Below are 13,775 nucleotides of genomic sequence, written 5' to 3' on the forward strand. Positions count from 1 at the left end.
ACCAAGCATGCCGTTCCGGAGCGCGCCGCGCCGCTGCACGTGGGCGGGCACACACCGCCGGCTCCGGGCGGCCGGCCCGGTAGCGTGGTGCGAATGCGGGAAACCACCACGGTACGCCGACCGTTGCGGCTGCGTCCGGTCCGCCCGGCCGGCTGGTGGCTCGACGGCGTACTCGTCGCGGCGGTGGTCGCGTTGACCGCCGCGCTCGCCGCCGGGCAGTTGCTCGGACTCGACCTGGCGGTTCGGGAGTGGGTCAACGACCATCGTCCCGAGCCGGCGCGCTGGACAGCGGTGGTGTTGAACTTTCTCGGCCAGGGCGGCTGGGTGTTGATGCCGGTCACCTTCGGGCTGGGGGCGCTGGTCGCGCTGCGCACCCGGTCGGTCCGGCCCCTGCTGGTCGGAGCCGGCGCGTTCGTGCTCACTTCGTTCACCATCGGTCCGGTGAAGCTGTGGACTGATCGGGCTGCGCCGAGTTCGGATCTGCCACCCGAGCAGTCCGTGCGGATCTTCGCCACCCTGCCGCCCGACGAGTTCGACCTGTCGTACCCGTCCGGGCACGTGGCGAACGCCGTCGTCTGGTACGCGGCGATCGCGATCCTGCTCGCCGCGCTGCTGCGTACCCTGGACCGCCCCGACGCCCCGCCCGCGCTGTACGCCGCGATCCGGCTGGCCCCGCCGGTGATCGTCTTCTGCACCACCACCTACCTCGGCTGGCACTGGATCACCGACTCGGTCGCCGGGCTGTTGCTCGGGCTCTTCCTCGGCCGGCTGCTCGACCGGGTGCCCTGGGACGACCTGCCGCTGCCCGCCCTGCCCGGTGGGTTGCACCGTCGCGGAGTGTTCACCGACGACCTCTAGGCTGCGGCGTCATGGAGAGGACCGCGCCGGAGTTGGAGCGCCGGCTGGGCGTACCCGATGCGGTGGTCATCGGCCTGGGTTCGATGCTCGGGGCCGGGGTGTTCGTGGTCTTCGCCCCGGCGGCGGCCGCCGCCGGCAGCGGGTTCGGCCTGCTCGGCGCGCTGGCCGTCGCCGGCCTGGTCGCCTACTGCAACGCCACCAGTTCGGCCCGGCTCGCCGCCCGCTACCCGGAGTCCGGCGGCACCTACGTGTACGGCCGGGAACGCCTCAACCCGCTCGCCGGCTTCCTCGCCGGCTGGGGCTTCGTGGTCGGCAAGACCGCGAGCTGTGCCGCGATGGCGCTGACCATCGGGGCCTACCTGTGGCCCGGGTACGCCCGCCCGGTCGCGGTGGCCGCCGTGCTGGCGGTGACCGGGGTGAACCTGCGCGGCGTGCGGAAGACGGCCCGGGTCACCCGCTGGCTGGTCACGGTCACCCTGGCGGTACTCGCCCTGGTGGCCCTGGTGGGCCTCTTCGGCGGCGAGTTCCGGCCGGTACGCCTCGGTGACGCCGTCGGCGGGCCGGCCGGTGCCGGTGTGCTCACCGCCGCCGGGCTGCTCTTCTTCGCCTTCGCCGGATACGCCCGGATCGCCACCCTCGGCGAGGAGGTACGCGACCCGGCGCACACCATCCCCCGGGCGGTGCCGGTCGCGCTCGGGCTGGTGTTGGTGATCTATCTGGGGCTGGCCGTGGTCGCGCTCTCGGTGCTCGGTCCGGCCCGGCTGGCGGACTCCGCCGCGCCGCTCGCCGAGCTGGTGGACGCCTCCGGACTGCCCGGGTTGGGCTGGCTGGTCCGGGCCGGTGCGGCGGTGGCGGTGCTCGGGGTGCTGCTGGCGCTGGTCGCCGGGGTCGGCCGGACCACGCTGGCGATGGCCCGCCGCCGTGACCTGCCGGGTGGGCTGGCCGCCGTGCATCCGGAGTACCGGGTGCCGCACCGCGCCGAGCTCGCCGTTGCCGGGGTGGTGGTGCTGGTGGTGGCGCTCGGCGACATCCGGGGCGCGATCGGCTTCTCCAGCTGCACCGTGCTGGTCTATTACGCGATCACCAACGCCGCCGCGCTGACCCTGGGCCGGGACCCGGGCCGCCGGCTGCCGGTCCGGGCGGTGGCCGCCGTCGGGCTGGTCGGCTGCCTGCTGCTCGCGGTCACCCTGCCGGTCGGCAGTGTGCTGACCGGGTTCGCCGTGCTCGCCGTCGGCGCGCTCGGCTACGCCGTCCGCCGGTTCGCCCGGCCGTCCCGGAACCCGCCGACGACCGGCCCGTGACTGGGTCGGTTGCCCGGTTGCCCGGCTCACCGGCTGGCTGACCGGCTGTCCGGCTGCCCGGCTGGCTGACCGGCTGCCCGGCTGGCTGCCCGACTGTCCGGCTGCCCGTCGGGCTGGCGGCTGCCCGGCTGGCTGGCGGCTGACATGTCCGACGAGCGTGATACCACGGTGTCATCATGACGACACCGTGGTATCACCGCCCGATGAGAGGTCGCCGGCGGCGTCCGCGCCGACCCGTACCCTTCTGGTACGAGGCCGGCGGTGCTACCGGCGGGTGACGCGGATGCCGGGCCTCTTCTCCTAACCTCTGCGGCATGAAGAAGGCCCTTGGCGCCGTCGGAATCCTGTTCGGGCTCTACCTGGTCGTCCGTGCCGTCGCCGAGCCGTTCGTGATCGACATGTCCGACCCCGCCACCTACCGGCAGGACTGGGGCGGACCGAGCCTGGCCGGGGTACTCCTGGTCCACTGTGGTCCGGGCGTCGTCTCGGCGGTGCTGCTCGCGCTGGCCGCACGCGCGTGGTGGCGACGCCGGGCGGCAGTCGGGCGTGGCGGTCGGCGTCCCCCGTCGTAGGTCTGGCGTGCCTGGACCGGCTCTGCACACTGATAGAGTCGCCGCGCCGTCTTGTGTATGGGGAGCACTCATGTCGTTCCGCTATTACCTGTACGTGAGTGACAGCAAGGTCGACATGCTGCTCGCGCAGATGGACCCGGCGTTTACCCGCAAGCACACCACCGAACTGAGCCTGAACCTGACCGTACTGTCGGGAAAGCGGGCCTCGGAGGCACCCGTCGGCGGCGAGCGCACGGCGCAGCTGGACCGGGTGGTGCGCTATCTGGAGGATCACGGCGATCTCGGGACCGTGGACGAGCCTGGACAGTTCTTCTGGGGCCTGCTGCCGTTGCGCTGGGGTCCCTTCCCCACCGAGCCGACCCTGGTGTACTTCGGTGGCACCACCGAGCGCACCGTGGTCGGTCTCGGCGGGTCGAGCAGCCATGTGCTGGGCGCCGCCGCCGCGGCCGAGCCCACGATCCCCCGATCGCTGACCCCGTCGCTGCTGGCCGGGCTGCGTACCGACCCGCAGGTCGGCGTGCTGGCGGAGGCGATCAGGCAGGAGGACGACGCGCGGGAGCGCGATGCCCTGGCGGCGGTACACCGGGCCAACGAGGTCATGCCGGGGCCGCAGCAGAACCTGGAGTTCGTCGCCAAGCGCCTGCTGCACGGGCCCAGCCCCACGACCGACGGCCGGTACGTGTTGCTCGGCACCCCGCTGTACGTGGCGCTGGTGGACTAGATGTGGTCCCCGGGCGACGTGGTGCTCGGGGTGTACGAGGTCCGTGATGTCGTGCGCACCGGCGGCATGGGCCTGGTGTACCGGGTGTGGCACCGCCAGTGGGGAATGGAACTGGCCGTCAAGACCCCGCGCCAGGAACTGGTGGCCTCCCCGGCCGACGCGGAGCGGTTCGAGGCCGAGGCGGAGGCATGGGTCAATCTCGGCGCCCACCCACACGTGGTGAGCTGCGCCTACGTCCGCCGCATCGACGACACGCCCCGGGTGTTCGCCGAGTGGGTCGACGGCGGCAGCCTGGCCGAGGCCGTCCGGGACGGCGCCCTCTACCGCGACGACGGCCACTCGGTGCTCCGCCGCGTCCTCGACCTGGCGATTCAGTCCGCCTGGGGCCTCGGGCACGCGCACGATCAGGGCCTGGTGCACCAGGACGTCAAGCCCGCCAACATCATGCTCGACCGGAACGGCGCGGCGAAGGTCACCGATTTCGGGCTCGCCCACGTCCGGGTGGCCGGCGACAGGGAGGAGGAGTCGCTGGTCACGGCCAACGGCATGACTCTGGAGTACTGCTCGCCGGAGCAGGCCCGCGGCGAGCGCCTCGGCCCCGCGACCGACGTGTGGTCGTGGGCGGTGAGCGTGTTCGAGATGTTCGCGGGCAGGCCGCCGACGGTGTTCGGGCACGCGGCGGCAGGCGTCCTCGCGCAGTTCCTCGAGGTCGGCGCCGAGAACCCGGCCGTCCCCGCACCGCCGCCGGGCGTCGGCAACCTCCTGCGGCGCTGCCTCGCCGAGGACCCCGCGTCCCGCCCGACGGGATTCGGCGCCATCGCCGACGAGCTGCTGGAGATCTACCGCGACACGGTGTTCGAGCCGTACCCGCGCCAGCGTCCCGACGAGGCTCCGCTGCTGGCCGACGGCCTGTCCAACCGGGCGCTCTCCCTGCTGGACCTCGGGCGTGCCGACCAGGCCGACCAGCTTTGGGAGCAGGCCCTGCGGGTCGACCCGCGGCACGCGCACGCCACCTACAACCGGGGTCTGCGCGGCTGGCGGTCGGGGCAGCGGACGGACCGCCAGCTGATCGCCGAGTTGGACGCGGTGCGTCTGGGGCAGCCGGGCGACCCCGTCGCCGACCACCTGCTCGCCCTGGTCCACATCGAGCGCGGGGACAAGGATTCCGCCACCCGGTTGCTGCGCGACCTGCCGGACAGCCCGGACGTCGCCGCCGCCCGCGCGGTGGCGGACGCCCTGCCGGACCGCCGCGTCTCCCAGGGACCCAGCCCGACCTGGCTCGACCAGCGGTACCCGTTCGCCCTCAGCGCCGACGGGCGGCTGGCCGCGGTGACGTTCCGGGACCGGGAACTGCGCCTGTGGTCGCTGGAGAGCGGGCGGGTGGTGCACCAGCTACGCGGCCACGAAGGCCCGGTCCGGTCGGTCTCGCTGAGCGCCGACGGCCAGGTGCTCGTGTCAGCGGACGAGGTCGGGCAGGTCCGGGTCTGGGACACCGGGAGCGGCCGGTGCACCCGGGTCCACGATCTTCCGCCGATCGCGGTGCGGTCCGTAGCGGTGAGTCCCGACGGGACGGTGGTCGCGGCCGTCGGGGTCGACGGGTCGTTGCGGCTGCTGGGCGACACCACGGACGTCATCTGCGACGCCTTCGCCGAGTACGGCGCGCAGTACGTGCAGTACGGCGGGGGGCGCGGCGGCGCGATCGCGATCAGTGCCGACAACACGCGGGTGGTCGTCTTCGACGATTACGTGTGGGAGCTGCGGGTGCTGGACCTCCGCACCCGTGAACTGTTGTGGGCGGTCGGCGACCTGCGGCAGCACTGCGCGATCAGCTCCGCCGCCCGGTTCGCCCTGTCCGCCACCCAGGGCAAGAAGATGCGTCTGCTGGACCTCACGACCTTTGAGGTCACGGACCTCGGCGACGCCGTGTTCTGGAACGACGGGTTCAGCTGGCTGGCGGTCGGCGAGGACGGCCGAACCGCGGTGAACGCCTTCGGCCGCACTGTCCAGGCGTGGCGCCTCGACCAGCGCCGGTGCGCGTTCACCACGGCGGTCGAATCCCGCAACCCGATGCACGTCGCCCTGAGCGCCAACGGCCAGGTCGTGCTCGTCGAACTCGGCACCGGCTCCCCGACCCGCACCACGAGTGTCGTCCACATCCCCGAGCCGGGGCCGGCCGCCCCGTGGAGTTACGCCCGCCCACAGCCCACCGACCGGATCGCCGGGGACGCGCTGGTCGCCGAGGAGAATCTCGATCTGGCCGGCGACCTCCTCGAGACCGGCCGCCTCGTCGACGCCTGGCAGCAGCTGGACATCGTGCGCCGGATGCCCGCCTACCGCAGGCACCCCCGACTTCGCGTGCTCTGGCGGCGGCTGGGCGCGGTCAGCGAGCGGACCGCCTTCGCGGGCGTCTGGCCCACCCGCCGCTTCGACGACGCCCTGCGCGGTGGGTGGGCGGTCACCCGGAATCTGCGCTATGCCTTCGCGGATCACCACGGCCGGGGTGTGCGCGTTCTCGACCTGCGTACCGGTGCGGAGGTGGACAGCCCGGACCAGCACGAGCTGCGGTTCGAGCGCGCGACCGCTTGCGCCGACGACCGGCATGTGCTCGTGACGGACTCCGAGCACGCCGAGGTGCTGTGGGATCTCAGGACGGCTCGCCGGGTCGGCGTGGTCGTGCGCGACGTCAGCGGGACCCCGGCGCTCGTCGTGGAGAACCCCAACTTCGAGTTCGTGCGCCGGGCTGGCATCAGCGTCCTGCGCAACCGGTTGACCGGGCAGCGGGTGTGCGGGTGGTCGGCGCAGCCGGACGAGCGGGTGGTGCTGTCCGGGGACACCGCTGTCCGGGTCAGGGACGACGGGCGGGTGTGGGTCCTCGACGCCCGCGACCTGACCACTGTGCGCCAGGCGCTCCTGCCCGCCGGGGAACTCGTCCGCATGCGGCGCAGCCGCCCCGACGGCGGGTTCGAGACGACTGGCGGGGGACCCGTCGTGGTCAGCGCCGACGGCCGGGTGGTGGTCGCCGCGCGGCACCAGTTCGGCAACGGCGGGAATGTCGTGTTGTCCGTGGCGGGGGCGCCCGCGACCGTGGCGAAGGTGGCCGACGACGGCGTGGTGTCCCTGGCACTGACCGCCGACGGCGACCTGTTGCTGACCGCGTCCCAGCGCCTGATCCGCCTGTGGCACCTGCGGACCGGTGAACTCGTCACCGAGGTCGAGTGCGACCAGGACGTCAACGCGGTCGAGATGTCCGCCGACGGCAGTGCCTTCCTGGCAGTCCTCGGGCACTTCCACATCCAGTGCTGGGAACTGGACTGGGACTACCAGGTCCGCGCCCAGGCTAGCGGGTGGTGGTGATCCCGCCGCCGCACGGCGCCCCCGGCTCGATCGCGGCGGTCACCCGGTAGGCCGAGATGAACGCGCCGATCGCGTCGTCATCGGCGTCGTCGACGGTGAGCTGGTAGCCCCAGGCCTGGAGCGAGATCGGCGCCGACTGTCCCGGGTACGGGCTCATCATCATGTGCGACAACCCGCGTACCCGGGTGCTCAGCTTGCCCACCTCGGACGGCGGCAGGCCCGGCCGGAAGGTGATCCACACCGCGCCGTGCTCCAGGCTGTGCACGGCGTTGCCGTCCACGACGGGTGCGGTGTAGACATCGCCGTTGCAGTTCTGCCAGCGCTGGAAGTGCGGTCCGCCGGCCGGCGGGGTCATCGGATAACTGACCGGCTCCTGCACGTGGTCCGTCGAGAGCGCCCCCGGATTCGTCTCCCGATAGTTGATCACGGCGGAGAGGTCCCCGCCGCTGTCCCGCTGCTGGTACCAGAAGAACCCGGCCACGCCGCAGACCAGGAGCAGCAGCAGCGCCACCCCGCCGGCCACGATCCCGATGATCAGTCCGGTGCGTGGTCCCGACTTCGGGGCGGGCGGCACCGGCTGACCCGGCTGGTACGGGTACCCCGGCTGCTGCCCGTAACCGGGCGGCGGCACGTGCGGCTGGCCGTGCGGCGGCACAGCCGGTTGGCCGGGCGGCTGGGCGTATCCGGGCTGGGGCTCGCCGTACCCGGGCTGGGGCTGGCCGTATCCGGGTTGGGCTGGCTGGCCGTATCCGGGTTGGGGCTGGCCGTAACCCTGTTGCGGTACCGGCGGGGTGCCGTAGCCCGGTGGTGGTCCGGCCGGTGGATAGCCCGGTGCCGCCGGAGCCTGGCCGGGCGCCGGCAGCGGAGCGGTCGGCGGGGCGTACGTCGGAGGCAGCGGGCCCGGCGGGGAAGCCGGCGGCTGCTCGGCTGAGGGCTGCTCGGGATTGCTCATCGTGCCTCGCCTCCGAGGGGGGTGCGGGAAGGCCGATCCTATCGGGCTGTGCGCCCGCAAGGAGTTCGTCGGGGGTGAGCGTCGGCACCGACCGCCCTTGTGGTGCGGGAAACTGCCCGGTCACCATCCGTCGCCTGCGGGCTGACGCGGCGTGGCTGTTTCGGTAGGGTCGGCGGCAACCGTGACGTCGGGAAGGACCTCAATGCCCTTGTCGTCGTTCCAGTGGTTCTCAGCCTTGCACCACAGCACAGGTATGTGCTGCCGGCCGGCCCGGAGCGCGGGTCGTGGGAGATCAATCTCGGCGGAGACATGGTGGACCTGACTGAGGAGGAAACATGCGTCGGCGGCGCGGGCTCTCGGAAGGGCTGGTCGTCCGATAGGGCTCGCGTGCCCACCTTTCCGCTAACTTGGATCGACCGAGGTCGGGCGACTGTGATCGAGGCGCTGTGAGTGTCGGAGAGGCGAAAGCACGGCTTCAGCAGGGCGTCGAGTCGGCCGGTGTAGCTAGAACGATCATCGAGGGCATCGCAACCGATACCGGGGACGCCGCTCGGCTCGCTCAAACCACTCTGTACGACAGCGAGCACCCCGAGGCTACGAGAGCGTTGGCGTGTCTGAAGTCGGCTACCGATGAGTTGGATCTGGTCGTCCGGCGCATCGACATCAGTGTCGAAGCCGCCGACGAGTACCGGGAGACGCTTGGATGACCAGCGTCGGCGAGGTCGTCGCTCAACTGAAGGCAGTGGTCGAGCGCCTGGACCGCGCGGTTGTCACTGCTGGACGCGGACAGACTGAGACGGGACAGGCCCGCGACCTTTTCGCCGAGGTGGGACAGGGCAGCGATCATCGGCTGATCCGGACGGCAGTGACAGCCAGCAGTGAGGCGGCAGCCAAGTCCGGAAAGGCGGCCCGTCTCCTGGCAGAGGCCGCCGGTCACCTAGCCGCCTATGCCAACGTGATCGCTCCCGGCTCGGCCATCTCGAAGGATCAGGCCACCGATGCGGGTCCCTCGGGCGAGCGGCTTGTCAGTGAGGCTGAGAGGGTTGAACGCGGCCTCCGTGGGTTCAGCAGGAGGGTCGCGCAGAAGGCGGAGTCGGCTGGGGAGGCGGGCAAGAAGCTGGTTGACTTCCTGGCGGAGTCGAAGCCGTCGGGCACCGCGTCGACCACCCAACAGTTGCCGCCGACGCCGAGGAATCCGACGACGGCAGGGACGCCGGGCGATGCGGCTGAAGCCCTCGTTGTAACGGCTGCTGCGGTGGTGGCAGTCGCCCTGAAGTCTGCAAGCTTGCGAAGGAAGAGGAAGGAACCAAAGCGTGACTGATCGGACGGCCTACCTCGAACTCATACGAGAGCTGGTCAACGGCGATGCGGAGGCATACCGCGAACGCTGCGCGGAACTGGACGAGAAGGGCTGGGACGAACTTGGAATCGTCGTGGGTGCCGCCTTCTTCCTCGCTGCCCGCCAGCGTCGGGTGACCTTCCAGGACAACGCAGCCATCATCCGGTACGTCGCGGACACCCGTGCCGAGATGGCAGACACCAGCTTTGACCTTGATCCTGCGGTGGCCGAGAAGCTCCTCGCGGCGACGACAACAGGTGATACCGACGAGCTGGACGGCGTCGATCCCAACCTCATCATCGAGTCCGAGATGTTGCTGCTCTGGAAGCTGCTCAGGCCGCTGTCGGCAGATGAGCTGTCGAGGTTCCTGGCCGAGGTCGACTCGCTCTCAGCGCAGTGGGCTGAAGAGGAGTAGCTGCAACGGTGCTCGTTCGTCGGCACCCTTGAGCCTGGGCGGGATCGAGTAGCGGCCCGATCTACGCTTGTGGCGGATTTTCTGCCACGTAGGTGCCCTTGCCCGGGTGGCTCTCTATGAAGCCGCGTTCGCGGAGTACGCGCAACGCCGCCTGGGCAGTCGACAGGCCGACCTTGTAGTGCTCGGCGAGCTGGCCGTAGGTCGGCAGCTTGTCGCCGGGTGCCAACTCACCGCTGCGGATCTGTTCGGTGATGCCGTTCACGATCCGCAGATAGTCGGGTGTCCTGATGGTCATGGTGGTACTCCTCGCTCGGCACCCCTAGTTGACCACGACACGCAGGCCATGCACAACAAGGCCCACAGCCTCATTGACCTCATTGCCTTCATTGACTTCGTTGATGTGTCGCTGTAGCGTGACTCAGCGTGCGGCACTCCTCGCTCGGCGGCCTGGTGTTCCGCTCCCCGGGTGGCCTTGCCCGGAACGTGTCGGGGTGGCAGGCGGCCATCGGGCAGTGACCCGAACCTGGGCCGGTGGTTCCGGTCACCCCGACACCCCTGCACGACACTGAGATCGGAAGGGAGACACGCATGACGGGGCCGGAGCCCTGACGTACGGCTACTCCTGACTCATCGGCGGTGGGTGGCGCTTGCGTCAGTGCTCGTCGCCGCCTTCGCCGGCCAGCTCCGGGCGATGTTTCGCGGTCCACTCCTCGACGTCGGATGCGCGCCACACCTTGCCCTGTTGCAGTTCGGCGATCGATGCCGGAAACGTCCGGTGGACGTGCTGGCGTAGACCCGCTGACGGCTGATCCCACCCAGCCGCATCCGGATCTCGTGTGCGCCCATCAGTCGGATGACCGTGACCGTAGGCGCTTCAACTGGCCGAAAGGAAGGTTTCGATGTTCAGCGCTGACTTGGAGTCGACCTCCGCCACACCGCCCCCGGAGGCGGCCCCCACCGAGGACACACCAGCCGAAACACCAGTCAAAGTCCCCGCCCAGGACGTGCCGGTGGACACGCCGGAGGCGAGTGCGGCGTGGGCGGCGGAGCAGGTGGCGGGCGAGCTGCGGGACGCCTGCCTGACGGTCGCTGCGGCTGCCGCGCTGCTCGAACGGACCGGTGCCGGCTCGGCCCATCCGGAGCTGCGGCAGGCCCGCCGCTGCACCGAGGACGCGCTCGACCTGGCCCACCACGCGGAGCAGTTGGTCGGCAGCGGCATCCGCCGGGTGCACGAGCGCTTCGGCCGGGATGACGTGACGAGCATCGGGCAGGTCGCCGGCACCCTCAACATCTCGCAGACCCAGTTCGCCGAGGCGGCCGAGCGGATCGCCGGGCTGCCCGACCGGCTGCGCGGGGCCGGGCAGCGGCTCCGGGACGCGGGCGACCCGGACTGTTCCACCGACACCGTGACCGAGCAGTGGTCGCAGGCCGCCGACCAGCTCGGCCTGATGACGGCCAGCCTGACCGAGGCGGCCGGCGCGCTCGCCTCGTACACGGATCGGCTCACCGGCGCGACCACCTAGAGCCTCTTCCGGGCGCCGTGGGGGCATGGCGGCCGGAAGCGGGAAAGGGCCCGGGGCGGATGCCGGGCTCCGGTCGCCGGCTGTCCGGACAGCCGGCGACCGACCCCGTCCGCCTCGGCGCCGCCCGCCGCCACCCCTCCCGGAGGACCGACATGCAGCGACAGCCCAGCGCGACGACAGCGGGCCGGAGGCCGCGATGATCTATCGAGCCCGGCGGCACATCGAGCCACCCCAGGTCCGTGCCGCCACCTTCGGTTCGCGGTGGCGCGGCCTCGACCCCGAAGAGGTGTACGCCTACCTCCGCCGCCTCGCCGACGAACTGGAGCACCTGCGGCAGGCCGAGAATATGGCCCGCACCGAGGCGGAACGCTTCCGGCAGGCGCTGCGGCTGTGGCAGACCCGGCACGCCCGCTGCTGGTCCGTCGACCCGCACCGACCCACGCCGAACCGGGGACACTGGTGAGCGGCGCCGACCTCGACGCGCCCGCCCTGGCCAGCCGGTGGACCGGCTATCTCGAACTGATCCGGGAACTGGTCAGGGGCGACGCGGAGGCATACCGCGAGCGGTGCGCGCAACTGGACGAGACCGGCTGGGCGGATCTGGGGCTGGTGGTCGGCGCCGCGTTCTTCCTCGCCGTCCGGCTGCGTCCGCGTGCGTTCCCGGACCGGGTGGAAATCATCTGGTACGTCGCCGACGCCCGAGCCGAAATGGCCGACACAAGCTTCGACGTCGACCCGAGAACCGCCGAACGGCTCATCGGAGCCGCCACGATCAGCAACCCCGACGACCTGGACGGCCTCGACCCCGACGCCGTGATCGAGGCCGAGATGCTGCTGCTCTGGAAACTTCTCCGGCCACTCTCCGACGACGAGTTGGCCGGTTTCCTGGCCGAGGTCGACGTGCTCGCGACCCGGTGGGCAGCGGATTAGCAGTGCCGAACCCGCGCAACCTTCACCCAGAACGCTGGAGTGCCTTGCGCTAAGTTCGTCGGGTGTCGCAGTCGGCGGAGCCTCCTGTTGAGCTACGGAGGTTGTTTCGCGACTTTGATCCGGGCTGCCGGACTCTGCCTGTGCCTCTTCCGCCGGGACGAGCCGTAGCCGGGGATGAGGGCGCCGACGAGCATCCCGCGTTGTGGCTCAGTGACGGCCCGGCAGCGCCCGGGCTTTGGCCGTCACTACGGTCCGGGCATTCGGAGTGCGGACTGTGGCCGCTGCTGCTGGACAGCTATCAGCGGGATGCCCGCCGGCCCTGGGACGACGGCGAGTTGTGGCCCGAGGCCATGTCTTCTCCGGCCGAGCATGATCCTGGAGAACTGCTCGCCGCCTGGTGGGCGTCTCACACGAGCACGGACGACGAGGATGATCAACTGTCCGCAGCCGAGCGGATCGCCGTCACGGCGCCGTACGGGCAGGAGTGGCCGGGCCTTGCCGGTGCGATGCGGTGCCGGGTAGATCCGGACGAACACGCGGACCACAGCGCGGCGGAGATGCTGCGGGACAAGCCTGGACTGCGCCTCGGTCTGGTCGCGGCTGACCGCGGCAGCGACGCGCTGACCGTGGCGGGATGGCAGGGCGCGGTCAACTACGTCAACGACACCGCAGAGCTGTCGGCTGTGTTGCGATCCTGGGAGGACCGGTTCGGTGCTCGGCTGATCGGGGTCGGATTCGCCGAGCTGTATCTGAGCGTGGCCGCCCTACCGTCAGATCGTGCGGAGGCCACCCGGGTGGCGGCGGAGCACTTCGCGTTCTGCCCGGACAACGTCTGGCAAGCAGGGCGCGCGCACACGCTCACCGCCTACGCCGAGCGGCTGATGAACGCCCCGATCTGGAGCTTCTGGTGGGACTGACACCTCATGCGATCTGGCGTAGGTCGTTGCCGTAGTCGAAGATGATCCGCATCCGTGCACCGAGCGCACGAGCGTAACGGCTCAGCGTGGCAACCTCGTTGACGTCCAGGTCGCCGTTCTCGATCTGGCTGACACGACCGGGCGTCACGCCCATCAGTTCGGCAACCTGACGTTGGGTGAGGCCCAGCCGCTTGCGTTCCTCAGCCAGGTGGAAAGCGTTGCTCCACGCCTCGGTGCGGGCATGTTCCACGGCGAGCGCGTCGTCGTCACCATCGTGCAGCTCCGCGCGGACTTCCTCCCAATCGTGGAACTCGCTCACGATTCCTCCTCCCTCCGTTTTCTCTCGGAAGCCAACCAGTTCTCGTACGCGATTTTCCGCTATCGGGATCATCGCTTCGTACCATCGCGACCAGTTGCCGGCCTTGTTGCCACCAACCAGCAGCACCGCCTGGGACCAGGGGTCGAAGACGAAGATGACCCGGATTGCGACGTCGCGGCCCGACCTCGGCCGCAACTCCTTCAGGTTGCTGATGTTCGAGTCCCGCAGCGTGTCGACAAGTGGACGACCGAGCCCGGGCCCGACTTCGGCAAGCATGTCGATGGCGACGTTGACAGACCGGTACGCGTCCGCGTCCGACTGACGCAGGGTACGGAGCCACTCGCGGACGTCGGTTGTCACCTTGATCGTCCAACGGCGGGTCGGCTCGGGTGGCACCAGCAAACTATAGCCCGATCTATACCCGCTCGCGCTCAGGTGGGACGACAACTGTCTCGGCACGCCATGCCAGTGGGGTCGCGCGGTGGCCCCGGATGCCTGTCCCGACAACCGGGTGTCGTCGGTCGGAGCGGGACGGTACTGTGCACTCGCCTTGGCGCGCGAACGGGGGAGGAGT

At 70.8% G+C, this 13,775-nt stretch carries 15 protein-coding genes; 12 read left to right on the forward strand and 3 right to left on the reverse strand.

Going from position 1 to position 13,775, the window contains the following annotated elements:
• Nucleotides 1–93: 93 nt before the first annotated feature.
• The 5 genes from ACN28A_RS16615 to ACN28A_RS16635 all read left to right on the forward strand — a co-directional run bounded on the left by ACN28A_RS16615 (nucleotide 94) and on the right by ACN28A_RS16635 (nucleotide 6,806).
• On the forward strand, nucleotides 94–858 hold the full coding sequence (locus ACN28A_RS16615) for a phosphatase PAP2 family protein (RefSeq protein ID WP_421396280.1): 765 nt from the start codon (nucleotides 94–96) through the stop codon (nucleotides 856–858).
• A gap of 11 nt (nucleotides 859–869) precedes the next feature.
• On the forward strand, nucleotides 870–2,159 hold the full coding sequence (locus ACN28A_RS16620) for an APC family permease (RefSeq protein ID WP_421396281.1): 1,290 nt from the start codon (nucleotides 870–872) through the stop codon (nucleotides 2,157–2,159).
• 314 nt (nucleotides 2,160–2,473) lie between these two features.
• Nucleotides 2,474–2,731 carry a hypothetical protein gene (locus ACN28A_RS16625; RefSeq protein WP_421396282.1) on the forward strand — a complete coding sequence of 86 codons (258 nt, stop codon included), beginning with the start codon at nucleotides 2,474–2,476 and terminating at the stop codon, nucleotides 2,729–2,731.
• 70 nt (nucleotides 2,732–2,801) lie between these two features.
• Nucleotides 2,802–3,452, forward strand: coding sequence for a DUF7019 family protein (locus ACN28A_RS16630; protein WP_421396283.1), 651 nt, complete (start codon nucleotides 2,802–2,804; stop codon nucleotides 3,450–3,452).
• Nucleotides 3,453–6,806 carry a protein kinase domain-containing protein gene (locus ACN28A_RS16635; RefSeq protein WP_421396284.1) on the forward strand — a complete coding sequence of 1,118 codons (3,354 nt, stop codon included), beginning with the start codon at nucleotides 3,453–3,455 and terminating at the stop codon, nucleotides 6,804–6,806.
• Here the strand turns inward: ACN28A_RS16635 and ACN28A_RS16640 are convergent.
• Nucleotides 6,790–7,758: a DUF3105 domain-containing protein gene (locus ACN28A_RS16640; RefSeq protein WP_421396286.1), complete on the reverse strand. Its 969-nt coding sequence runs from the start codon at nucleotides 7,756–7,758 to the stop codon at nucleotides 6,790–6,792. The two genes, ACN28A_RS16635 and ACN28A_RS16640, sit on opposite strands and share 17 nt — an antisense overlap.
• 446 nt (nucleotides 7,759–8,204) lie before the next feature.
• Between ACN28A_RS16640 and ACN28A_RS16645 the strand changes: the two genes are divergently transcribed.
• Genes ACN28A_RS16645 through ACN28A_RS16655 form a run of 3 tightly spaced genes read left to right on the forward strand, consistent with a single transcriptional unit; the run spans nucleotide 8,205 to nucleotide 9,512 of the window.
• The gene (locus ACN28A_RS16645) at nucleotides 8,205–8,465 is read left to right on the forward strand and encodes a hypothetical protein (protein ID WP_421396287.1); all 261 of its coding nucleotides are present in this window, start codon (nucleotides 8,205–8,207) and stop codon (nucleotides 8,463–8,465) included.
• The gene (locus ACN28A_RS16650; RefSeq protein ID WP_421396288.1) at nucleotides 8,462–9,079 is read left to right on the forward strand and encodes a hypothetical protein; all 618 of its coding nucleotides are present in this window, start codon (nucleotides 8,462–8,464) and stop codon (nucleotides 9,077–9,079) included. The genes ACN28A_RS16645 and ACN28A_RS16650 overlap by 4 nt, the downstream gene beginning before the upstream one ends.
• Nucleotides 9,072–9,512 (forward strand): hypothetical protein, encoded by a 441-nt coding sequence (locus ACN28A_RS16655; RefSeq protein WP_421396289.1) that lies wholly within the window; start codon nucleotides 9,072–9,074, stop codon nucleotides 9,510–9,512. Before ACN28A_RS16650 ends, ACN28A_RS16655 begins: the two co-directional genes overlap by 8 nt.
• A gap of 61 nt (nucleotides 9,513–9,573) precedes the next feature.
• Here the strand turns inward: ACN28A_RS16655 and ACN28A_RS16660 are convergent, their stop codons facing one another.
• Nucleotides 9,574–9,807, reverse strand: a complete 234-nt coding sequence (locus ACN28A_RS16660) for a GntR family transcriptional regulator (RefSeq protein WP_421396291.1) — start codon at nucleotides 9,805–9,807, stop codon at nucleotides 9,574–9,576.
• A 604-nt stretch (nucleotides 9,808–10,411) separates the two neighbouring features.
• On the opposite strand from ACN28A_RS16660, the gene ACN28A_RS16665 reads away from it, so the two are divergent.
• The 4 genes from ACN28A_RS16665 (at nucleotide 10,412) to ACN28A_RS16680 (ending at nucleotide 12,882) form a co-directional block, all read left to right on the forward strand.
• Complete coding sequence (locus ACN28A_RS16665) at nucleotides 10,412–11,035, forward strand: hypothetical protein (RefSeq protein WP_421396292.1); 624 nt, start codon at nucleotides 10,412–10,414, stop codon at nucleotides 11,033–11,035.
• A gap of 196 nt (nucleotides 11,036–11,231) precedes the next feature.
• Entirely contained in the window at nucleotides 11,232–11,498 is a 267-nt protein-coding gene (locus ACN28A_RS16670) for a DivIVA domain-containing protein (RefSeq protein WP_421396294.1), read from the forward strand.
• Nucleotides 11,495–11,965 carry a hypothetical protein gene (locus tag ACN28A_RS16675; protein WP_421396296.1) on the forward strand — a complete coding sequence of 157 codons (471 nt, stop codon included), beginning with the start codon at nucleotides 11,495–11,497 and terminating at the stop codon, nucleotides 11,963–11,965. Before ACN28A_RS16670 ends, ACN28A_RS16675 begins: the two co-directional genes overlap by 4 nt.
• A gap of 62 nt (nucleotides 11,966–12,027) precedes the next feature.
• On the forward strand, nucleotides 12,028–12,882 hold the full coding sequence (locus ACN28A_RS16680; RefSeq protein WP_421396298.1) for a DUF4253 domain-containing protein: 855 nt from the start codon (nucleotides 12,028–12,030) through the stop codon (nucleotides 12,880–12,882).
• Between the two features lie 4 nt (nucleotides 12,883–12,886).
• Here the strand turns inward: ACN28A_RS16680 and ACN28A_RS16685 are convergent, their stop codons facing one another.
• Entirely contained in the window at nucleotides 12,887–13,597 is a 711-nt protein-coding gene (locus tag ACN28A_RS16685; protein WP_421396299.1) for a type II toxin-antitoxin system RelE/ParE family toxin, read from the reverse strand.
• Nucleotides 13,598–13,775 lie beyond the last annotated feature (178 nt).

The organism is Plantactinospora sp. WMMB782 (assembly GCF_049179135.1).
Classification (GTDB): domain Bacteria; phylum Actinomycetota; class Actinomycetes; order Mycobacteriales; family Micromonosporaceae; genus Plantactinospora.